Source organism: Streptomyces sp. NPDC042201, assembly GCF_055582185.1.
In genome coordinates, this window is the sequence record NZ_JBVJDS010000001.1 from 409,781 (window position 1) to 430,584 (window position 20,804).

The 20,804-nt window shown below is 69.6% G+C and carries 16 protein-coding genes; 8 read left to right on the forward strand and 8 right to left on the reverse strand.

The window, feature by feature from the left end; genetic code table 11:
• Window positions 1-5 precede the first annotated feature (5 nt).
• The gene (locus tag ACZ6MZ_RS01820) at window positions 6-1,862 is read left to right on the forward strand and encodes an NHL domain-containing thioredoxin family protein (RefSeq protein WP_386877099.1); all 1,857 of its coding nucleotides are present in this window, start codon (window positions 6-8) and stop codon (window positions 1,860-1,862) included.
• A 58-nt stretch (window positions 1,863-1,920) separates the two neighbouring features.
• On the opposite strand, the gene ACZ6MZ_RS01825 is transcribed toward ACZ6MZ_RS01820, so the two are convergent.
• From ACZ6MZ_RS01825 to ACZ6MZ_RS01835, 3 genes are all read right to left on the reverse strand, one after another.
• Window positions 1,921-2,148, reverse strand: coding sequence for a DUF6458 family protein (locus ACZ6MZ_RS01825; RefSeq protein WP_389782605.1), 228 nt, complete (start codon window positions 2,146-2,148; stop codon window positions 1,921-1,923).
• A gap of 126 nt (window positions 2,149-2,274) precedes the next feature.
• A complete protein-coding gene (locus ACZ6MZ_RS01830) occupies window positions 2,275-3,564 on the reverse strand; it encodes a M18 family aminopeptidase (RefSeq protein WP_384178574.1) in 1,290 nt (429 codons plus the stop codon).
• Window positions 3,565-3,803: 239 nt separating this feature from the next.
• Complete coding sequence (locus ACZ6MZ_RS01835; RefSeq protein WP_384178577.1) at window positions 3,804-5,630, reverse strand: acyl-CoA dehydrogenase; 1,827 nt, start codon at window positions 5,628-5,630, stop codon at window positions 3,804-3,806.
• A gap of 155 nt (window positions 5,631-5,785) precedes the next feature.
• Here ACZ6MZ_RS01835 and ACZ6MZ_RS01840 point away from each other — a divergent pair, with 155 nt between their 5' ends.
• Window positions 5,786-6,271: an SseB family protein gene (locus ACZ6MZ_RS01840; protein WP_384178580.1), complete on the forward strand. Its 486-nt coding sequence runs from the start codon at window positions 5,786-5,788 to the stop codon at window positions 6,269-6,271.
• An 85-nt stretch (window positions 6,272-6,356) separates the two neighbouring features.
• Here the strand turns inward: ACZ6MZ_RS01840 and ACZ6MZ_RS01845 are convergent, their stop codons facing one another.
• Together ACZ6MZ_RS01845 and ACZ6MZ_RS01850 are read right to left on the reverse strand one after the other, a co-directional pair.
• A complete protein-coding gene (locus ACZ6MZ_RS01845; RefSeq protein WP_469349176.1) occupies window positions 6,357-6,974 on the reverse strand; it encodes a hypothetical protein in 618 nt (205 codons plus the stop codon).
• Between the two features lie 59 nt (window positions 6,975-7,033).
• Window positions 7,034-7,615: a hypothetical protein gene (locus ACZ6MZ_RS01850; protein WP_389782599.1), complete on the reverse strand. Its 582-nt coding sequence runs from the start codon at window positions 7,613-7,615 to the stop codon at window positions 7,034-7,036.
• A gap of 225 nt (window positions 7,616-7,840) precedes the next feature.
• Between ACZ6MZ_RS01850 and ACZ6MZ_RS01855 the strand changes: the two genes are divergently transcribed.
• Window positions 7,841-8,785, forward strand: a complete 945-nt coding sequence (locus ACZ6MZ_RS01855; RefSeq protein WP_384178589.1) for a pirin family protein — start codon at window positions 7,841-7,843, stop codon at window positions 8,783-8,785.
• A gap of 614 nt (window positions 8,786-9,399) precedes the next feature.
• Window positions 9,400-10,479, forward strand: coding sequence for an AI-2E family transporter (locus ACZ6MZ_RS01860; RefSeq protein ID WP_469349178.1), 1,080 nt, complete (start codon window positions 9,400-9,402; stop codon window positions 10,477-10,479).
• Here the strand turns inward: ACZ6MZ_RS01860 and ACZ6MZ_RS01865 are convergent.
• Window positions 10,431-12,689, reverse strand: coding sequence for an ATP-binding SpoIIE family protein phosphatase (locus ACZ6MZ_RS01865; protein ID WP_469349179.1), 2,259 nt, complete (start codon window positions 12,687-12,689; stop codon window positions 10,431-10,433). The genes ACZ6MZ_RS01860 and ACZ6MZ_RS01865 overlap by 49 nt on opposite strands.
• A gap of 115 nt (window positions 12,690-12,804) precedes the next feature.
• Here ACZ6MZ_RS01865 and aspS point away from each other — a divergent pair, with 115 nt between their 5' ends.
• The gene (gene aspS, locus ACZ6MZ_RS01870) at window positions 12,805-14,577 is read left to right on the forward strand and encodes an aspartate--tRNA ligase (protein WP_469349180.1); all 1,773 of its coding nucleotides are present in this window, start codon (window positions 12,805-12,807) and stop codon (window positions 14,575-14,577) included.
• Window positions 14,578-14,684: 107 nt separating this feature from the next.
• On the opposite strand, the gene ACZ6MZ_RS01875 is transcribed toward aspS, so the two are convergent.
• Window positions 14,685-16,001, reverse strand: a complete 1,317-nt coding sequence (locus ACZ6MZ_RS01875) for an XRE family transcriptional regulator (RefSeq protein ID WP_469349182.1) — start codon at window positions 15,999-16,001, stop codon at window positions 14,685-14,687.
• A gap of 153 nt (window positions 16,002-16,154) precedes the next feature.
• On the opposite strand from ACZ6MZ_RS01875, the gene ACZ6MZ_RS01880 reads away from it, so the two are divergent.
• From ACZ6MZ_RS01880 to ACZ6MZ_RS01890, 3 genes are read left to right on the forward strand one after another with little or no spacing between them, the layout of a single operon-like run.
• On the forward strand, window positions 16,155-17,147 hold the full coding sequence (locus ACZ6MZ_RS01880; protein ID WP_469349185.1) for a Gfo/Idh/MocA family protein: 993 nt from the start codon (window positions 16,155-16,157) through the stop codon (window positions 17,145-17,147).
• Window positions 17,144-18,397 (forward strand): DegT/DnrJ/EryC1/StrS family aminotransferase, encoded by a 1,254-nt coding sequence (locus ACZ6MZ_RS01885; RefSeq protein ID WP_469349186.1) that lies wholly within the window; start codon window positions 17,144-17,146, stop codon window positions 18,395-18,397. The genes ACZ6MZ_RS01880 and ACZ6MZ_RS01885 overlap by 4 nt, the downstream gene beginning before the upstream one ends.
• Window positions 18,394-18,834, forward strand: a complete 441-nt coding sequence (locus ACZ6MZ_RS01890; protein ID WP_469349188.1) for an NUDIX domain-containing protein — start codon at window positions 18,394-18,396, stop codon at window positions 18,832-18,834. The genes ACZ6MZ_RS01885 and ACZ6MZ_RS01890 overlap by 4 nt, the downstream gene beginning before the upstream one ends.
• Window positions 18,835-18,963: 129 nt before the next feature.
• Here ACZ6MZ_RS01890 and metG read toward each other — a convergent pair whose 3' ends face one another.
• The gene (gene metG / locus ACZ6MZ_RS01895; protein WP_384179102.1) at window positions 18,964-20,571 is read right to left on the reverse strand and encodes a methionine--tRNA ligase; all 1,608 of its coding nucleotides are present in this window, start codon (window positions 20,569-20,571) and stop codon (window positions 18,964-18,966) included.
• Between the last annotated feature and the right edge of the window lie 233 nt (window positions 20,572-20,804).

Genomic DNA, 20,804 nt, shown 5'->3' on the forward strand with positions numbered 1-20,804 from the left:
GATTCATGAACGATGCTTCTCCCGCGTCCCGCCGCGCCCGCGTCCGCGCCCCTGAGCTCGTCGGCAAGGGTGGCTGGATCAACACAGGCGGCAAGGAACTGAGCCTCGCGGATCTGCGCGGCAGTATCGCAATTGTCGATTTCTGGACCTTTTGCTGTGTGAACTGCCTGCATGTGCTGGACGAGTTGCGGGAGCTGGAGGAGAAGCACCGCGACACCGTGGTGATCATCGGCGTCCACTCGCCGAAGTTCGTGCACGAGGCCGAGCACCAGTCCGTCGTCGACGCCGTCGAGCGGTACGAGGTGCATCACCCCGTCCTGGACGACCCCGAGCTGGCGACCTGGAAGCAGTACGCCGTACGGGCCTGGCCCACGCTCGTCGTGATCGATCCCGAGGGGTATGTCGTCGCCCAGCACGCGGGCGAGGGGCATGCGCACGCCATCGAGAAGCTGGTCGAGGAGCTGGAGGCCGAGCACGCCGCGAAGGGCACGCTGCGGCGCGGGGACGGGCCGTACGTGCCGCCGGAGCCGGTCGCGACCGATCTGCGGTTCCCCGGCAAGGCGCTGGTGCTGGAGAACGGGCACTTCCTCGTCTCGGACTCCACCCGCCATCAGCTGGTCGAGCTGGCGGCGGACGGGGAGACGGTCGTCCGGCGGATCGGCTCCGGCGAGCGCGGCTTCGGCCGGGACTCCTTCAGCGAGCCGCAGGGGCTGGCGCTGCTGCCCGACGGCAAGGTGATCGTCGCGGACACCGTAAACCACGCGCTGCGGACGTACGACCCGGTCAGCGGCGCGATCGAGACCGTCGCCGGGACCGGCAGGCAGTGGTGGCAGGGCTCACCGGCCTCGGGGCCCGCCCTCGAAGTGGATCTCTCCTCGCCGTGGGACGTGGCGTGGTGGGCCGACCGGGTGTGGATCGCGATGGCCGGTGTCCACCAGCTCTGGACGTACGACCCGGCCACCGGCACGGTCGAGGCCGCGGCCGGCACCACCAACGAGGGCCTGGTGGACGGGCCCGCCGCGGAGGCGTGGTTCGCGCAGCCGTCGGGGCTCGCCGCGGCCGGGGACCGGCTCTGGGTCGCCGACTCGGAGACCAGTTCGCTGCGTTACGTGGAGAGGGACGCGAGGGACGGCGCCCAGCAGGACGGCGATCGTTTTGTCGTCCGTACGGCCGTCGGCACCGGGCTCTTCGACTTCGGGCACCGCGACGGCGCCGCCGGACAGGCCCTGCTCCAGCATCCGCTGGGTGTCACCGCGCTGCCCGACGGGTCCGTCGCCGTCTCGGACACGTACAACCACGCGCTGCGCCGCTACACGCCTCCGACGCACGAGGGCGCGACCGGTGAGGTGACCACCCTGGCCACGGATCTGCGGGAGCCGAGCGACGCCGTGCTCGTCGGTGAGGACATCGTCGTGGTCGAGTCCGCGCGCCACCGGCTGACCCGGCTGCGGCTGCCCGACGAGGCCGTGCGCGTCGAGGCCGTCGCCCACCGCACCCAGCGGGCCGCGACCGAGGTCGCCCCCGGCGCGCTCCGGCTGGACATCGTCTTCACCGCGCCGACCGGGCAGAAGCTCGACACCCGCTACGGCCCCTCGACCCGGCTGCTGGTCTCCGCCACCCCGCCGGAACTGCTGGCGGACGGCGGCGGCGCCGGCTCGGACCTGAGCCGTGAACTGGTGCTGGCCGACGGTGTCACGGAGGGCGTGCTGCATGTCTCCGCGATGGCGGCCTCCTGCGACGACGACCCGGCGAACGAGTACCCGGCCTGCCATGTGCATCAGCAGGACTGGGGCGTTCCCGTCCGTGTCACGGAGGCGGGAACGCCCCGGCTCGGGCTCGTACTCGCCGGGCTCGACGCGTAGACGTGTAACGACGCGTAGCCGACAAACAACGGTGCCGACGCGCGTGGACGCGCGCTGATCAGAAGCCCGTGCCCCGGTCGTTCCTGTCCACGACGGTCGGGGCGACCGGGGTGACGATCGCTCGCCGGCGACGGGCGATGCTGGTGAAGGTGGCGATGCCGATGATGCCGACCGCCATCATGATCAGACCGACCAGGTCGAGGTTGACGCTGTCGACTTCCCAGTCGGTCGCGAAGGTGAGGATCGCCCCCACCGCGATAAGAACGATGCATCCGCCTATGCCCATGAATCCCGCCTCCTGATACGAGTGGTGGCCGTTCCGGGCCATTGGGTCGGGTACCCCGGTCCGGAACAGCCATGCGGGCGGCGGAGGTTCGGCGGACCTGGGCCCGCCGAGGGCGGGTCGGGCCCCTCAGCCCTCCAGGAACGCCACCAGGGAGTTCGCCAGCAGGTACGGGTCGTCCGCGCCGCACAGCTCCCGCGCGCTGTGCATCGACAGGATCGCCACGCCGATGTCGACGGTCTGGATGCCGTGCCGCGCGGCGGTGATCGGGCCGATCGTCGTGCCGCAGGGCATCGAGTTGTTGGAGACGAACGACTGCCAGGGCACGCCGGCCTTCTCGCAGGCCGCGGCGAAGACGGCCCGGCCGCTGCCGTCCGTCGCGTACCGCATATTGACGTTGACCTTGAGGATCGGGCCGCCGTTGGCGCGCGGGTGGTGCGTCGGGTCGTGGCGGTCGCCGTAGTTCGGGTGCACGGCGTGGCCGGTGTCCGACGACAGACAGACCGTGCCCGCGAAGGCCCGCGCCCGGTCCTCGTACGTACCGCCACGGGAGAGCACCGAGCGCTCCAGCACCGTGCCGAGCAGCGGCCCGTCCGCGCCGGTGTCCGACTGCGAGCCGTTCTCCTCGTGGTCGAAGGCGGCGAGCACCGGGATGTACGGGAGGGGTCCGCCGGCGACCGCGGCCAGCGCGGCCGTGCCCGCGTGCACCGACAGCAGGTTGTCCATCCGGGGCCCGGCCAGCAGCTCGCGGTCCCGGCCCAGGTAGGAGGGCGCCTCGATGGCGTGCGGCATCAGGTCCCAGCCGGTGACATCCTCGGCCTCGACACCCGCCTCCTCGGCCACGAAGCGGATCAGATCGCCCTCCTCGGGCTCTCCGAGGCCCCAGATCGGCTGCATGTGCCGCTGCCGGTCCAGCTTGAGGCCGTCGGTGTTGACCGAGCGGTCGAGATGTACGGCCAGCTGCGGGACGCGCAGCAGCGCGCGGTCGATGTTGACCAGCCGGTTCGAGCCGTCGCGCAGGGTGATGCGGCCCGCGAGCCCCAGATCGCGGTCGAGCCAGGTGTTGAGCAGCGTCCCGCCGTAGATCTCGACGGCGATCTGCCGCCAGCCGTACGAGCCGGTGTCCGGCAGCGGCTTCACCCGCAGATTGGGCGAGTCCGTGTGCGCGCCGATGATCCGGAACGGGGTATGCGGCTCGGCGCCCTCAGGTACGTACCAGGCGATGATCGCCCCGCCGCGCAGCACGAACCGCCCACCCGCCGAACCGTCCCAGGCGTCCGTCTCCAGCACCTGCCGGAACCCCGCCTTCTCCAGGCGCTCCGCGGCATTTGCCACCGCGTGGTACGGCGATGGGCTGGCCGCGAGGAAGGACATGAGGTCGTCGGTGTGGCCGCGGTCGAAGCGGGCGGAAGTGCTCATGGGGTTCACCATAACGACGGGGCAGGACACCGGTCCCGTCACCGGTTGCAACGGCATGGGCCGGGTCGGGACAAGCTCCGCACATGGGTAGATCAGGCACGGGCGGCGGGGCGGAAGGCGAGGAGACGGCGGTCGGAAGGCGGAGGGACGGCGGGCGGACGGCGGGCGGACAAGCGGCAGGACACCTCTCCCCGAGAGATGCCCTGCCGATGCGGAAGCCGTGACGCGAGTGCCGCAGGCTAGAACGCGGCCTCGTCCAGCTCCATGAGGGAGTTGTCGACGGACTCGGCGAGCGCGCGCTGCGCCGAGACGTCCGGCAGCACGTTCGCCGCGAAGAACTTCGCGGCCGCGATCTTGCCCTGGTAGAACGCGACGTCCTTCGCGGCGGCCGTCTCCAGCTTCTCGGTGGCCACGGCGGCGCCGCGCAGCAGCAGGTAGCCGACGACCACATCGCCCGAGGCCATCAGCAGGCGCGTGGTGTTGAGGCCGACCTTGTAGATGTTCTTGACGTCCTCGCCGGTGGCCGTGAGGTCGGTCAGCATCCGGCCGACGATCGCCTCCAGGTCGACGGCGGCCTTGGCGAGCGCGTCGCGGGCCGGGGCCAGCTCCGTACCGCCGGTGCCGACCGCGAGGAACTGCTTGATCTCCTCGGCGAGGGTGTTCAGCGCCTGGCCCTGGTCGCGGACGATCTTCCGGAAGAAGTAGTCCTGGCCCTGGATGGCCGTGGTGCCCTCGTAGAGGGTGTCGATCTTGGCGTCCCTGATGTACTGCTCGATCGGGTACTCCTGCAGATAGCCGGAGCCGCCGAGGATCTGGAGCGACTGCGCCAGCTGCTCGTACGACCGCTCGGAGCCGTAGCCCTTCACTATCGGCAGCAGCAGGTCGTTCAGCCCGTTGAGCGCCTTGACGTCCTCGCCCCCGGCCTCCTTGACGGCGATCTCGTCCTGGACCGAGGCGGTGTACATGACGAGGGCGCGCATGCCCTCCGCGTACGCCTTCTGCGTCATCAGCGAGCGGCGCACGTCGGGGTGGTGCGTGATGGTGACCTTGGGCGCGGCCTTGTCCATGAACTGCGCCAGGTCGGGGCCCTGGACGCGCTCCTTGGCGTACTCCAGCGCGTTCAGATAGCCGGTGGAGAGGGTGGCGATGGCCTTCGTGCCGACCATCATCCGGGCGAACTCGATGATGCGGAACATCTGGCGGATGCCCTCGTGCTTGTCGCCGATCAGCCAGCCCTTGGCGGGGTGGCGGTCGCCGAAGGTCATCTCGCAGGTGTTGGACGCCTTGAGGCCCATCTTGTGCTCGACGTTCGTCGCGTAGACGCCGTTGCGCGCGCCCAGCTCGCCGGTCTCCCAGTCGAACTCGTACTTCGGCACGAGGAACAGGGACAGGCCCTTCGTGCCCGGTCCCGCGCCCTCGGGGCGGGCGAGGACGTAATGAAGGATGTTCTCCGACATGTCGTGCTCACCGGAGGTGATGAAGCGCTTCACGCCCTCGATGTGCCAGGTGCCGTCGGGCTGCTCGACCGCCTTCGTACGGCCCGCGCCGACATCCGAGCCGGCGTCCGGCTCGGTGAGGACCATCGTGGAGCCCCAGCGCTTCTCGACGGCTATCGCGGCGGCCTTCTTCTGCGCCTCGTTGCCCTCCTCATAGAGGATGCCGGCGAAGGCCGGACCCGAGGCATACATCCAGACGGCGGGGTTGGCGCCGAGGAGCAGCTCCGCGTAGGCCCAGATCAGGGAGCGGGGTGAGGTCGTGCCGCCGATCTCCTCGGGCAGGCCCAGACGCCAGTACTCGGAGTCCATGTAGGCCTGGAAGCTCTTCTTGAAGGCCGCGGGCACCGGCGCCGTGTTGGTCTCGGGGTCGAACACCGGCGGGGTGCGGTCGGCTTCCGTGAACGACTCGGCGAGGTCGGTCTCCGCGAGGCGGACCACCTCTTCGAGGATGCTCTTGGCGGTCTCCACGTCCATCTCCGCGAACGGACCCGTGCCGTAGAGCTTGTCGCGCCCGAGGACCTCGAAGAGGTTGAACTCGATGTCGCGGAGATTCGACTTGTAGTGCCCCATGGCGACGACTCCGTAAGGATCGGGGGAGGCAGATTCCTCATCCATTTACCGGTAAGTAGCTCCGATGATGCTACCCATGGGTAATAAGATGCAACCCCTTCCGGGCATCTGTGACGAGGCTCCCCCCGGCGGCATTCCTCAGTACTCTTGCGCTCATGTACGGCTACGACCAGAACCCGGGCGCTCAGCAGCAGTACCCGCACCCCCAGCAGCAGCCGCAGCAGCCGATGGGCGGCGTCGGCGCGGGCGGGTACGGAGAGCAGCCGCTGTACCCGGAGCCGTCGCCTCCGTCGCTCGGGGACGCCGTGCGGGCGTTCACGACGGGGTCGCTGGCGGCTGAGGACTTCCAGCAGATCTTCGCGACGTCGAAGGTCTACTGCCCGCGGGGCGACAACCCCGGATTCCTGGCGCTGCACAACACCCAGCAGCCGGTGATCCCCATGTTCAGCACGCTCAAGGAGCTTCGGCGGTACGCGGGCAAGGAGTCGAAGTACTTCGTGATCACGGGCGCGGAGGTGATCGACCTGCTGCCGACGGGGTACGGCTTCGTGCTCGACATGGAGGGCGACCACCGGATGGTGTTCGACGCGAAGGCGGTCGAGCAGATGGTGGACTTCGCGATGCGCCGTATGTACGGCTGACCTGTACGGCTGACCGTTTTCTCACAGCTGGGGCCCGTACCTGTCGTATCGGTACGGGCCCCGGAGCTGTGCCGGCGGGCGGATCTCAGGCGCAGTGCTCGGCCTTCTCCTGATCCGTCATCGCCCGGGTGTGCTGCGTCTTGGTGCTCGACGCGTCGGGCAGCGGACCGGTCGCGTCGAACGGCACGTACCAGTAGTAGTGGCCGTAGAAGCGGTCCGGGAAGTGCAGCTCGTACGTACCGCTGACGCGCTGCATCTGGGCCTCGCGGGTCACCCAGCCGACCTCACCGGGGCGCACGTCGACGTTCGTCTGCTCCGACTCGGTGTGTGAGCTCTCCCACGTGTGCTGGTAGCTGGTCTCGATGGTCATCTTGAAGACGAGCGAGAAGCCGTACTCCGCGCTCAGCGAGACCCCGACGCTGCTCGACTCGCCGGTGGTGTCGGACCAGCCGACGGTGGAGCGCTGGAGGTCCGCGGTGCAGTTGAAGGCGCTGTCGCCGACCTGGTGGGCCTCGCCCATGGACACCTGGGGCGGCCCGTCGGGATGGAAGACGCACACGTCGGTGCCGTTGTCGCACTTGTCGAGCAGCTCGCGGATGGTGGGCTGCTCCTCCGCCTGTGCGGCGGTGGGGGCCATGAGGACGGCGCTTCCCGCGGTGGCGAGAGCTGCCAGGAAGACGGGGAGCCGGACTCTTGTGGTCATGGCGACCTCCGAGGGGTGTGGGGGGATTCTTGTGGGGGGAAGCCGGCCGGGGCCGACGGTCAGCTGAAGCCGATGGACTGGGCGCGGTCGTTCATGAACGAGCCGACGTCCGGGCTGTTCTCCTTGAACGGGCCGTCCCTGTCGCCGCCGAGGCCGGGCTCCGGGTAGAGCCAGAGCCAGCAGTCGGCCCACGGCTGTACGGAGGAGACCCGGTTCTTCCAGTCGTCGGGAAGGTCGTACTGGTAGTTCACCCAGCCGTCCTTCTTGCACGGCTCGGCGCCGTAGATGGTCAGTGAGGACCCGCCGTACTGGCCGTCCTCGAAGAAGGTGCCCTGGACGACCTCATCGGCCTGGAGGGCCTTCATCTCCGTACGGAAGGCCCTGCCCAGGTCGCCCTGGGCGGCAGTCCGTGGGGAGGACGGCACGTCGGTGACCTGGCCGCCGGTGGCTGCCGCGATGGCCTGGGGGAAGCTCGCGAAGCAGCTCTCGGTGCCGGTGCGGGTGTCCATGACGCAGTGCGGGAGGTCCGCGGCGGCGCCTTCTATGTCTTCGGTGGCACCGGCCGAGGGTGCGGCCACGGCGCCGGCCAGTAGCAGTGCCGCAGTGAGGATCCCGCTGGTGCGGGCGGTTCTTGCAGCCATGCGCAACTCCACTTCCGGGAAAGGTAGTTGATCGCGACTCGCCTGCTCGAAACGAGCATGACAAAACCGGATGCCCGCGATTGCCCGCTATCCGGGGCGTCGCCGCTGGTGGCGCTCTCCGGCGTGCCCGGAACGGGCGGGGTTCCGGGCACGGGAATGGATGCCGCCTTGCAGGATGTTCACTGTTCAACTAAATTGAGAGCAGAACAATCCGAGGAGGCCCTCATGCCCGCAGTGACCGTCGAAAACCCGCTGACCCTGCCCCGGGTGGTGGCTCCGGCCGACGCCGTGGCCCGTCCCGTGCTCACCGTGACGACCGCGCCCAGCGGGTTCGAGGGCGAGGGCTTCCCGGTACGCCGCGCGTTCGCGGGGATCAACTACCAGCACCTCGACCCGTTCATCATGATGGACCAGATGGGTGAGGTGGAGTACGCGCCGGGCGAGCCCAAGGGCACGCCGTGGCACCCGCACCGCGGCTTCGAGACCGTCACGTACCTGATCGACGGAACCTTCATCCACCAGGACAGCAACGGTGGTGGCGGGACCATCCAGAACGGTGACACCCAGTGGATGACGGCCGGCTCCGGCCTGCTGCACATCGAGGCTCCGCCGGAGTCGCTGGTCACGTCCGGCGGGCTGTTCCACGGTCTGCAGCTGTGGGTGAACCTGCCGGCGTCCGACAAGATGATGGACCCCCGGTACCAGGACATCCGCGGCGGCCAGGTGCAGCTGCTGACGTCGCCGGACGGCGGTGCGCTGCTGCGGGTGATCGCGGGCGAGCTGGACGGGCACGAGGGTCCTGGCGTCACGCACACCCCGATCACGATGATCCACGCGACGCTGCGGCCGGGGGCCGAGATCACGCTGCCGTGGCGCGAGGACTTCAACGGCCTCGCGTACGTCCTGGCGGGACGCGGCTCGGTCGGTGCGGAGCGGCGGCCGGTGCGCATGGGGCAGACGGCGGTGTTCGGCGCGGGCGGCACGATGACCGTACGGGCGGACGAGTCCCAGGACTCGCACACGCCGGACCTGGAGGTCGTGCTGCTGGGCGGGCGCCCGATCCGTGAGCCGATGGCGCACTACGGTCCGTTCGTGATGAACAGCCACGCGGAGCTTCAGCAGGCGTTCGACGACTTCCAGGCGGGCCGCCTGGGCACGGTGCCGGCGTAGTCGCCGTCCGGCTAGGGGTACGGGTACGGGGTCGTTCGTCGTGGTGCGGGTGCGGGTCGCCGTCCGGCGGGGGGTGCGGGGTCGTTCGTCGTGGTGCGGGTGCCGGGGGTTCCGGAGGCGCGTGTCCGGACTGCATGATTTACGGCGCCCTGCGGGTGCGTTGCTGGGTGACAGGTGATCGTGCGCCACAAATCACGCTTTACGTCCGGACACGCACCTCCTGCACCCCCGCCCCCCTCCCGCCGGTGGCCCCGCGCCCGGCTTGGGGTGGGGTGGGGGTGGGGGGTCTGTGCGGGTGGTGGAGGGGGACGGGTAGGGGTGGTGTCCAGGACGTAGAGCGTGATTTGTGGCGCTCGACAATCCCGCACCCGGGATCCGGTCCGCACGCGCCGTAAATCATGCAGTCCAGGACACCACCCCTACCCGGCACCCGGCGACAACCCGCACTCGGACAAGACCACCGCACCCCGCCGGACGGCGCCCCGCACCCGGCGACAACCCGCACGCAAGCACCGGCCCCCGCCCAAGACAAGCCGTACCCCCCGCCGGACGGCGACCGCGCGAACAGACCACGCGCGCAAGACAAGCGTTCCGCCGCGTGGTCGGGTAAGAGCGTGCCGTCGACCGTCCTTCTTCCCGAGAGCGCTCGGCGCCTCGCCGCCTGGTGCGTGGTGGTGCTGCTCATCTCCGGCGTCGGCGCCGTCGCGATCTGGCTCTGCGTCACCTTCAAGCCCGCCGTCACCCCCGTACTGCTCGCCATCCTCGGCACCGCCCTGCTCGGCCCCCTGCACCGGCGGCTCGTCGCGATGAAGCTCAACCGGTCGCTCGCCGCCGCGCTGACCTGTGTCGCCGTCGTGGCCGTGGTCGGTGGCGCGGGGTACATCGTGGTCAACGCGCTGGTCGACTCCGGGGACCAGATCCTGGCCTCGCTGCGACAGGCGGCGAAGGATCTGACCAAGCACTTCGGCGCCGCCGGGACCTCGCTGGACGATCTGGCGAAGAACGCCAGGTCACTGATCGGGAAGTTCGGCGCCACCGCCGCGTCCGGGGTGATTACCGGACTGAGCGTCGTCGGCGAGCTGATCGCCACCGCCGTGCTCGCGCTGCTGCTGATGTTCTTCTTCCTGCGCGACTCGAACAGGGTGGCCGGCGGGCTCAGGTCGCTCGCGCCGCACGCGACCGGGGAGATCGTCGAGGCCATGGCGCGTCGCGCCTTCGGGGCCGTCGAGGGCTTCATGCGCGGCACCACGGTCATCGCCTTCATCGACGCGGTCTGCATCACCGTCGGCCTGCTGATCCTGCGGGTGCCCGGCGCCGTCGGGCTCGGCGCGCTGGTGTTCGTGGGCGCGTACATCCCGTACCTCGGCGCGTTCATCTCCGGCGCCGTCGCCGTGCTCGTCGCGCTCGCCGACCGGGGCTGGGTGATCGGGCTGTGGGCGCTCGGGGTGGTCCTTGCTGTGCAGGTACTGGAGGGACATGTGCTCCAGCCGGTGATCCAGAGCCGTACGGTCCAGATGCACCCGGCCGTGGTGATACTGGCGATCACGGCGGGGGCCAGCGTCGCCGGGATCCTGGGCATGCTGCTCGCCGTACCGCTGACGGCCGCCGCGTTCGGCGTGCTCTCCGAGCTGCGGCGCCGCTACGGTCACAACGACGACGCGTCCGGCTCCGGTCCCGGCCTCCCGCACTCGTAGAGCTCGAACCAGATCGACTTGCCGTCGCCACGGGGGTTCACCCCCCACGCGTCCGCCAGTACCTCCATCAGCACCAGCCCGCGCCCGCTGGACGCCAGCTCCCCCGGGCTGCGGCGGTGCGGCAGGTCGTCGCTGGTGTCCGCGACCTCGACCCGCAGCCGCCGGTTCCCGCGCTCGCCGCCCGCCTCCGCGACCAGCAGCGCGTCGCCGTCCGTGTGGACCAGCACATTGGTGACCATCTCCGAGACCATCAGCTCCGCGGAGTCGATCTGCTCCGCGTCCGACCAGTCGTGCAGCAGATCGCGCAGCTGCTGCCGGGCGCCCGCGAGCCGCTCCGGCTCGGCCTGGGCGACGGTCACCGCGGTGCGCCGCGTCGTGCGGCGGTCCGTACGGGCGGGCGCAGTGTCGCGGGCGAGCAGCAGGAGCGCGATGTCGTCCTCGCGGCGGTCCGCGAGCGGTCCTGTCGTGTAGTACGAGGAGGGCCCGTGCACGGCCTGCACCAGCGCGTCGGCGAGCTTCTCCAGCGATGCGCCGCCCTCCTTCTCCAGGACGGGCCGCAGCCGCTTCCAGCCGGACATGAGATCGTGCCCGCCGGTCTCGAGCAGCCCGTCCGTGAACAGCATCAGCGTCTCGCCGGGCCCCAGCTCCAGCCGGGTCGTCGGATAGTCGGAGTCGGCCTCGACGCCGAGCGGCAGCCCGCCCGCGGTCTGCCGGATCATCGCCGTCCCGTCGGCCGTACGGATCACCGGGTTGGGATGGCCCGCGCGGGCCATCTCGAGCGTTCCGCTCTCCGGGTCGACCTCCAGATAGAGGCAGGTCGCGAAGCGCGGACCGGACACGATGAAATCGTCGACGGCCCAGCCCGCCCGCGCCGCGGCCCCGCTCGGGGAGCCCGCGACCACACCGCCCACCGCGCCCGCGCCGGCCGCGGAGCCGTTCCCGCCGTCCCGCCCCGGGTAGTGCTGGAGCCCGGCAAGGAAGCGCGAGGCCCGCGAGAGCACCGCGTCCGGCCGGTGCCCCTCGGAGGCGTACGCGCGCAGGGCGATCCGCAGCTGCCCCATCAGGCCGGCCGCCCGTACGTCATGCCCCTGGACGTCCCCGATGACCAGCGCGAACCGTCCGCCCCCGGTGCCGTCCGCCTGGGCCGCGCCGCCCGGCAGCGGGATCATGTCGTACCAGTCGCCGCCGACCTGGAGGCCGCCGCCGGTCGGCACGTACCGCGCCGCCACCGTCATCCCCGGGATCCCGTGCCCGAGCTTGGGCATCATCCCGCGCCGCGGACCGAGGGACAGTTCGCGCTCGGACTCGGCGACCTCCGCGCGGTCCAGCGCCTGCGCCAGCATGCGCGCCACCGTCGTCAGCACGGACCGCTCGTCGGGGGAGAACGCGACCCGGTGCTTGAAGGCGGCCATCCAGGTGCCCAGCGTGCGGCCCGACACGGTCAGCGGGAGGAAGGCCCAGGAGTGGCGGTCGAAGCGCTGGACGTACTGCCAGGTGGAGGGGTAGCGGGCGTGGTAGGACTCCGGCGTCGGCAGATAGACGGCCTGGCCGGTCCGCACGACCTCGGCCGCCGGATAGTCGGTCTCGACCGCCATGTCCTCGAACGGACCCACGTCCCCGGCGTCGTGCCCGTGGTGCCCGATGATCCTGAGCCGCTCGCCGGTGAGGCTGAAGACCGCGAGTCCGTCGGGCGAGAAGCCGGGCATGGACAGGGACGCGGCGACCCGCAGCACCTCGGCGGTGGAGCGGGCCTCGGCCAGCGCCCGGCCCGCGTCGAGCAGGAAGGCCTCGCGGGAGCGGCGCCAGTCCCCGGTGATCGAGGTCCCCTCGACCACGGTCCCGGGGGGCGGCTCGGTGACCTCCTGGAGCGTGCCGAACAGCTCGTACTCCCGGTGTCCGCCGGGCCGGGACCTGATGACCGGCTTGGCTCGGGCCCGTACGGTACGGAGCACCCGGCCGTCCTCGTCCACGATCCGCAGCCGTGCCTCGGCGAGGGTGTCGTTGGTGAGCGCGAGCCGCACGACGCCGTCGATCTCGTTCCGGTCGACGGGGTGGAAACGGGCGCGCGCCGCGGCCTCGGTGACATTCACGGATCCGGCGGGCAGCCCGAGGAGCCGGGCCGCCTCCGTGTCGAGGGTGACCGTTCCGGACACGCTGTCCCAGCGCCACAGCCCGGTCGCGAGTGCGGCCAGGACATCCTCGGTGCGCATTTCCCCACCTTATGGATAGGCGAGGACCAATCGCCACCGAGAACGCGGCCACGGCCGGACGGTAGCCTTAGGCCGGACGACATAACCCCGACTTGCTAAGACTGGATGAACGACGATGCATCGGTACAGGTCTCACACCTGCGGCGAGCTCCGCGCCTCTGACGTCGGCGCCGACGTCCGACTGAGCGGCTGGCTGCACAATCGCAGGGACCTGGGCGGCATCCTCTTCATCGATCTGCGCGACCACTACGGTCTGGTCCAGCTTGTCGCCCGCCCCGGCACCGCCGCCAACGAGGCGCTCTCGAAGCTCACGAAGGAGACCGTCGTCCGTATCGACGGCACGGTCTCCGCGCGCGGTACGGAGAACGTCAACCCGGAGCTGCCGACCGGCGAGATCGAGATCGAGGTCTCCGAGGTCGAGGTCCTCGGCGCGGCCGGCCCGCTGCCGTTCACGATCAACGCCGAGGACGGCGTCAACGAGGAACGGCGCCTGGAGTACCGCTTCCTCGACCTGCGCCGTGAGCGCATGCACCGCAACATCATGCTGCGTACGGCCGTCATCTCCGCCATCCGGCACAAGATGACCGCGCTCGGCTTCAACGAGATGGCCACCCCGATCCTCACCGCGACCTCCCCCGAGGGCGCCCGTGACTTCGTGGTCCCCTCCCGCCTGAACCCCGGCAAGTTCTACGCGCTGCCGCAGGCGCCGCAGCAGTTCAAGCAGCTGCTGATGATCTCGGGCTTCGACCGCTACTTCCAGATCGCACCGTGCTTCCGCGACGAGGACGCCCGCGCCGACCGCTCGCCGGGCGAGTTCTACCAGCTCGACGTCGAGATGAGCTTCGTCGAGCAGGAGGACGTCTTCCGGCCGATCGAGAAGCTGATGACCGAGCTCTTCGAGGAGTTCGGCAACGGCCGCCATGTCACCTCCCCCTTCCCGCGCATTCCGTTCCGCGAGTCGATGCTGAAGTACGGCAACGACAAGCCGGACCTGCGGGCCAAGCTGGAACTGGTCGACATCTCGGACGTCTTCGCGGACTCCGAGTTCAAGGCGTTCGCCGGCAAGCACGTCCGCGCCCTGCCGGTGCCCGACACCGCGGGACAGTCGCGCAAGTTCTTCGACGGGCTCGGTGACTTCGCCGTCGAGCACGGCGCGAAGGGCCTGGCCTGGGTGCGGGTCGGCGAGGACGGGACGCTGAGCGGCCCGATCGCCAAGTTCCTCACCGAGGAGAACGTCAAGGACCTCACCGCGCGTCTCGCACTCGCCCCCGGCCACGCGATCTTCTTCGGCGCGGGCGAGTTCGACGAGGTCTCCAAGATCATGAGCGCGGTCCGCGTCGAAACCGCCAAGCGCGCGGGGCACTTCGAGGAAGGCGTCTTCCGGTTCTGCTGGATCGTCGACTTCCCGATGTACGAGAAGGACGAGGAGACCGGGAAGATCGACTTCTCGCACAACCCGTTCTCGATGCCCCAGGGCGGCCTTGACGACCTGGAGACCAAGGACCCGCTGGACATCCTCGCCTGGCAGTACGACATCGTCTGCAACGGCATCGAGCTGTCCTCCGGCGCGATCCGTAACCACGAGCCCGAGCTGATGCTCAAGGCGTTCGAGATCGCCGGATACGACCGCGAGACCGTCGAGCACGAATTCGCGGGCATGCTCCGCGCGTTCCGCCTCGGCGCCCCGCCGCACGGCGGTATCGCCCCGGGCGTCGACCGCATCGTGATGCTGCTGGCCGACGAGCCGAACATCCGCGAGACGATCGCCTTCCCGCTCAACGGCAACGCGCAGGACCTGATGATGGGCGCGCCGACCGAACTGGACGAGACCCGCCTGCGCGAACTGAACATCGCCCTCCGCAAGCCGGTAGCCAAATCCGGCGAATAACGACGCCGTTGGAGCCCCCAAGAGGCCCGTAACCGACAAGAGGCCCGCAACCAAAAGGTTCCGGGCCTCTTCTCGTGCGGCGCGGCTGAATCAGCTCAGCGTCCTTGCTAACGGGCTTTGAGGCGCTCCATGAATTCGGGTACGCCGGCGACTTGCCGGTAGGGCGTGAAGGCCGACGCGAGTTCGCGGACCAGGGTGACGCACCGCCCGGCACCAATCCGCTCGGCCAGGTCGAGCGACTCGGTGGTGACGGCGAGGGCTTGCTCAACCTCACGTGAGCGCAGGAGGCTGCGGGCCTCGTAGGTGAGGAAGATCCCTCGCGTCTTGTCCCGTGCGCGGGGCAGCAGGCCCATTCCCTCGTCGATACGGGCATGGGCCTCTTCGGTGCGGCCGAGGTCGAGCAGGCATTGGCCGGAGTCGACGGCCAGGTCCGCGGTGCTCATCCATGCGCACCACCCGGGCGCCGGGTCGGTGGCATCGGCCAGCAGCTCGGTCTCGGCGGCGGACAGGTCGCGGTAGCAGGCGGCGCGCTCGCCGAGCGCGGCGTGCGCGCGAGCCCGGCGAAGGAACAGGAGGGACCGGGCGGTCGGGTGCTGGGTGTGGATCAGAGCCTGGCTGAGTGGTTCGACCGCGGCGGAAGGCTCGCTGAGCCAGATGGACTGGTACGCGAAGTCGGACAGGACTCCGGCGCCCAGGTCACGGTCGCGGGCGGCGTGCGCGCTCGTCAGGGCGGCGTTCCAGAGTTTGCCCGCCGCGTAGTGCCGGCCTTGGTCAAAGCGGTGCCAGCCGCAGGTGCTGGCCAGCGATGCGGCCAGGAGGTGCAGCCGCCTGCCGGTGACCTCGGTGTAGTTGTCGCCGTCGATGAGATCGGTGACCGTCTCGAGGTGGGCGTCCATCAGCTTCGCAGTGTGCTGGCGCTGTTCGGTCGGCAGGGTGGTCAGCTTGGCACTGGTGTCCTCCAGCCAGTCGACCAGTTTCGTGTCGACGGTCTTGCCGTTCAGGGCGGTGGTGAGCCGTTCAGGCTCGATCGCGGCCCACTGGGCAGAGAGGCCGGCCAGCGCGATTGCGCTGTAGGCCATGAAATTGCGGCGGTCCATCGCGGTTCTCTGGGCCTCTCGAAGTGCTTGGACGGTGAACGCGGAGCCCAGGGGCAGCGGAGTGTCGTAGCCCGGGAGCCAGCAGGGCCAGCCCAGCAGCTCGACTTCCTCGATGGGGACTTCGAGGGCTTCGGCGATCCAGAACTGAGAGTCCTGGTTCGGCTCCTTGATCCAGTTCTCCCACTTGCTGATGGCCTGCTTGTCCGCGCCGGACCGGAGCCCGTGCCTGCGGGCGGCCTTGTCCATGCGTAGGGCCAGGCCGGTCTGGGACAGGTTGCCGCGCAGTTGCCGGGCGTACACGAGAGGGTGCCGGATCGGGTCGTCCACGCCTCAATTCCATCATCGACAGTAACCGAAAGCCTACTGCGCGCACAGGCAGACCACCCCGGGACTACAGACAATGCCTGTCCGACTACGGGCAGTTGGGCTGTACTCGACACGCATCGACAAGTCCCCTCACGAAGCGGAAGAAGTCTGCTCATGAAGCGACGCGCGGCAGTCATCGGCCTCGGCCACCAGGCACTCGAAGACCACCTGCCCGGCCTGCTCGGCTCCAGCAGGGCCGAGCTCGTCGCGGTCTGCGACAACGACCCGGGCGCCCTTCGCGCCCATCAGGAAGCCCACCAGGTCCCGGCCTTCGCCAGAGCCGCCGACCTGCTGGACGCTGTGGAGCCGGACTTCGTGATCGTCGCGGTCCCGCACCACGCGGGCCGGGCCGTGACCGAGGAGTGCGCGTCCCGGGGCGTGCACATCCTCAAGGAGAAGCCGTTCGCGACCTCCCCGGAGGAGGCCCGCGAGCTCGCGGCGATCTGCGAAACGGGCGGGGTGGAGCTGATGGTCACGCTCCAGCGGCGGTTCAACCCGATCTATACCTCCGTGGTGCAGTTCCTCGACCAGATCGGCACCCCATTCCTGATCGACGGTCAGTACACCTTCCACACGGATGACCCCGGCGCCGGGTGGCGCGGGGACGTGAAGCAGGCCGGCGGCGGCTGCATCATCGACATGGGCTACCACCTGGTCGACCTGCTGCTGTGGTACTTCGGCATGCCCAACCGCGTCATGGCCGACTTCTCCACGGCCGCGCTGCCCGACGGCGGCTACGACGCCGAGGACACCGCCGTCATCCAGCTTGGCTACGACTCCGACCTCTACGGCACGGTGCTGCTGTCGCGCTGGATGGCCCCGAAGACCGAGAGACTGCACGTCGTCGGTACGCGAGGCTCCGTGCTGCTGACGAAGGGCCAGGTCCAGCGGCTCGCCCTGGACGGCTCGGTGGTCGAGAAGCTGACCCGCCCGCAGGCGCCCGCGAGTGCTGCCACCGCCCAGATCGACTACTTCTGCCGGGTCCTGGACGGCGAACGCCCCAACACCTCCGGCCCTGAGCAGCACCTCGCCCATGCTGCCTTCATCGCCTCCTGCTACCGGTCCAAGGCGGTCGGGCGCTACATCGACCCGAAGGAGATGTTGTGACCAACACCCTCGCCCTGCTCGGTGGCGACGCCGTGGTGACTGCCGACGGCCCGCACTTCGAATGGCCGCCGATCGACGACACCACCCGGGCCAAGGTCGCCGCCCAGCTCGACACCGCGATCTCCATCCCCGGCCGGAGCGGCATCGTGGCCGAGCTGGAGGACGCCCTGCAGGAGTACTTCGGCGTCCGGCACGCGGTCACCACCAGCTCCGGCACCGCCGCCCTGCACGCTGCCTACTCGGCCGCGCGGATCACGGCCGGCGACGAGGTGATCGTCCCGGCCTGGACCTTCCACGCCACCGCCTCACCACTGTTCCACCTGTGCGCGGTGCCGGTGCTCTGCGAGACCGGCCCGGACGGCAACATCGACCCGACCCGGGTCGAAGAGCTGATCACCCGGCGCACCCGGGCCATCATGGTCACCCACCTGTGGGGCAGGCCGGCCGCCATGCTCTCCCTGCGGTCCATCGCCAAGGGCCACAATCTGGCCTTGCTGGAGGACTGCTCGCACGCCCACGGCGCGTCCCACGGCGGCCAGAAGGTCGGCACTTTCGGCCTTGCCGGTGCCTTCTCCCTCAACGGCCCCAAGCCGCTTTCCGGCGGTGAGGGCGGGTTTGTCCTCACCGATGACGACGACACGTACTACCGGTTGCTGACCTTCGCCCACTACAACAAGCGGGCCAAGTCCGAGATCCCGGCCGAGCACCCGCTGGCCAAGTACGCGGTCACCGGGTCCGGCCTCAAACTCCGCATTCACCCGCTGGCCGCAGCCCTTGCGCACGACCAGCTCAGCCGCCTCGACAGCTACCTCGCCGGCCGGGCCGAGATGGCCGCCTATCTCACCGCGGAGTTCGCGCGTATCCCCGGGTTCGAGGTCATGCCGATGCCCGACGGGGTGGTCTCGTCCTGGTATGGATTGACGCTCACCTACCACCCCGGCGAGCTCGACGGCTTGAGCATCGAACGCTTCCACCAGGCTCTGGTGGCCGAGGGCGCGACCGAGTTCGACCGGCCCGGCTCCACCTGTCCCATGAACCAGCTCCCGCTCTACCAGCACCCGGCGATGCTGTTCCCCGGCCATCCGCGCTCCCACCGCCGGTACGGGGCAGGGGACTTCCCGATCGCCGAGCGCGCCCACGCGCACACGATCAAGCTCCCGGTCTGGCATCGTGAGGAGGATCGTCCGCTGGCAGCGAGTTACGTCCGCGCGGCCCTCAAGGTGAGCGACCGCCACAAGGAGCTGTTGTGATCTCCCCCTTCTCCGATCCCGCCTTCGCCCCGGGCCTGCTGTTCGACGCCCAGGAGGCCGGGGTCACCCGATTCGTTGTTGCCGCAGTCATCACGGACGGGGCCCGCGTGCTCCTCCTGCGCAGGCCCGCCGACGACTTCATGCCGGGTCTGTGGGAGTTGCCGTCCGGGAAGGTCGAGCCGGGTGAGGAGTTCGAGAAGGCTTTGCCGCGGGAGACGCAGGAGGAGACCGGCCTCAGGATCGACCAGATCACCGCCTACCTCGGGTGTTTCGACTACACCTCCAAGAGTGGCGCTCTCACCCGCCAGCTCACCTTCGAGGTCACGGTCGAGAAGGCCGTGCTGGTCACCCTCACCGAGCACGACGACCACACCTGGGCCGACCGCAGCGAGCTACCCGGCGTCAGCGACGCGGTGCGGGAACTGATCACTCGCTGACCGGGCAGTTATACGGCGGTATCCGTCACCCGCTGCGTCGCCGGCGGCGCGCTCGCGTACGTACGCGGCTAAGGGCCCGGGACCGTGGCTGGGTCCGGGCCCTTTCCGTGGTGCTTCGTGCGCTCGCGCCTATGCGGTGGGCTTTTCCTCCAGGCGGGGGAACAGCACCGCGCCCTTCGTTACCGTCGCGCCTGCGGGGAGCTGGCCCCAGACGCCCGCGTTCTGGACCTTCTGGTCCGCGAGTGCGCCCAGCGACTCCGCCGCGCCCAGTGAGTCCCACAGCTTCTGCGAGGTCTCCGGCATCACCGCGTTGAGCAGGACGGCGACCGCGCGCAGCGACTCGGAGGCCGTGTAGAGGATCGTCGCCAGCCGTGCCTGGCCCTCGGCCGACTCGTCCTTCGCGACCTTCCAGGGCTCCTGCTCGGTCAGATAGCCGTTGACCCGCTTCACGAAGTCGAAGACCGCCGCGATACCGCCCGCGAAGTCCAGCTCCTCGCCGATCTTCCGGTCCGCCTCGGCGACCGCCGCGGCCAGTGCGTCCCGTACGGCCTGCTCGGCGTCGCCCGCCGCCGTGTCCGCGGGCAGCGCGCCGCCGAAGTACTTGCCGACCATCGCCGCGACGCGCGAGGCGAGGTTGCCGAAGTCGTTGGCCAGCTCGGAGGTGTAGCGGGCGCTGAAGTCCTCCCACGAGAACGAGCCGTCCTGCCCGAAGGCGATGGCCCGCAGGAAGTACCAGCGGTACGCGTCGACGCCGAAGTGCGAGGTCAGGTCCTGCGGCTTGATGCCGGTCAGATTCGACTTCGACATCTTCTCGCCGCCGACCATCAGCCAGCCGTTGGCGGCGACCCTGCCGGGCACGGGCAGACCCTGGGCCATCAGCATGGCGGGCCAGATGATCGTGTGGAAGCGCAGGATGTCCTTGCCGATGAGGTGGACGTCCGCGGGGAAGGTCGAGTCGAACTTCGCCTGGTTGGCGCCGTAGCCGACGGCCGTTGCGTAGTTGAGGAGCGCGTCGATCCACACATAGATGACGTGCTTCTCGTCCCACGGCACCGGGACGCCCCAGTCGAAGGTCGAGCGCGAGATCGACAGGTCCTGGAGGCCCTGCTTGACGAAGTTCACGACCTCGTTGCGGGCGGACTCGGGCTGGATGAAGCCGGGGTTGGCCTCGTAGTGCTCCAGCAGCTTCGTGGCGTACGCGCTGAGCTTGAAGAAGTAGTTCTCCTCCTTGAGGATCTCCACCGGCGTCTTGTGGATCGCGCACAGCTTGACGCCGTTGTCGTCCTCGATCAGCTCGCCGGGGAGTTTGTACTCCTCGCAGCCCACGCAGTACGGGCCTTCGTAGCCGCCCTTGTAGATCTCGTCCTTGTCGTACAGGTCCTGCACGAACTCCTGCACACGGTCGGTGTGCCGCTTCTCCGTCGTCCGGATGAAGTCGTCGTTCGCGATGTTCAGGTGCTCCCAGAGGGGCTTCCAGGACTCCTCGACGAGCTTGTCGCACCACTCCTGCGGGGTGACCCCGTTCGCTTCCGCGGTGCGCATGATCTTCTGACCGTGCTCGTCCGTGCCGGTGAGGTACCACACCTTCTCGCCGCGCTGGCGATGCCAGCGGGAGAGCACGTCGCCTGCGACGGTCGTGTAGGCGTGGCCCAGGTGAGGAGCGTCGTTGACGTAGTAAATGGGGGTGGTGACGTAGTACGCCTTCCCACCCTGCTCTTCGGATCCAGTGGCCGCCATGGTCGAAATGGTATAGGCCCGGCGATGGTCCCTTCACATCGATAAAGGGTGGTGGACGGCGGTGGGCAGCCTTCGACAGCGGTGAGGCCGGCGGCGGGGCCCGGGGGGTGGGGCGCGGTGCTGGAGAGCTTTGCGAAACACCCTTTGCCGTAGACAGGCCCATCCTGGGAGGAGAAGGGCATCATGAACGAAGAGGGACAGGGGCTCACGGTAGAGCGCCGGGCGGGGCACGA

Bases quoted from the DNA above. Each gene is read 5' to 3' on its own strand.
- ACZ6MZ_RS01820 (WP_386877099.1), top strand. From the start codon at position 6: ATGAACGATGCTTCTCCCGCGTCCCGCCGCGCCCGCGTCCGCGCCCCT.
- ACZ6MZ_RS01825 (WP_389782605.1), bottom strand. From the start codon at position 2,148: ATGGGCATAGGCGGATGCATCGTTCTTATCGCGGTGGGGGCGATCCTC.
- ACZ6MZ_RS01830 (WP_384178574.1), bottom strand. From the start codon at position 3,564: ATGAGCACTTCCGCCCGCTTCGACCGCGGCCACACCGACGACCTCATG.
- ACZ6MZ_RS01835 (WP_384178577.1), bottom strand. From the start codon at position 5,630: ATGGGGCACTACAAGTCGAATCTCCGCGACATCGAGTTCAACCTCTTC.
- ACZ6MZ_RS01840 (WP_384178580.1), top strand. From the start codon at position 5,786: ATGTACGGCTACGACCAGAACCCGGGCGCTCAGCAGCAGTACCCGCAC.
- ACZ6MZ_RS01845 (WP_469349176.1), bottom strand. From the start codon at position 6,974: ATGACCACAAGAGTCCGGCTCCCCGTCTTCCTGGCAGCTCTCGCCACC.
- ACZ6MZ_RS01850 (WP_389782599.1), bottom strand. From the start codon at position 7,615: ATGGCTGCAAGAACCGCCCGCACCAGCGGGATCCTCACTGCGGCACTG.
- ACZ6MZ_RS01855 (WP_384178589.1), top strand. From the start codon at position 7,841: ATGCCCGCAGTGACCGTCGAAAACCCGCTGACCCTGCCCCGGGTGGTG.
- ACZ6MZ_RS01865 (WP_469349179.1), bottom strand. From the start codon at position 12,689: ATGCGCACCGAGGATGTCCTGGCCGCACTCGCGACCGGGCTGTGGCGC.
- aspS (WP_469349180.1), top strand. From the start codon at position 12,805: ATGCATCGGTACAGGTCTCACACCTGCGGCGAGCTCCGCGCCTCTGAC.
- ACZ6MZ_RS01880 (WP_469349185.1), top strand. From the start codon at position 16,155: ATGAAGCGACGCGCGGCAGTCATCGGCCTCGGCCACCAGGCACTCGAA.
- metG (WP_384179102.1), bottom strand. From the start codon at position 20,571: ATGGCGGCCACTGGATCCGAAGAGCAGGGTGGGAAGGCGTACTACGTC.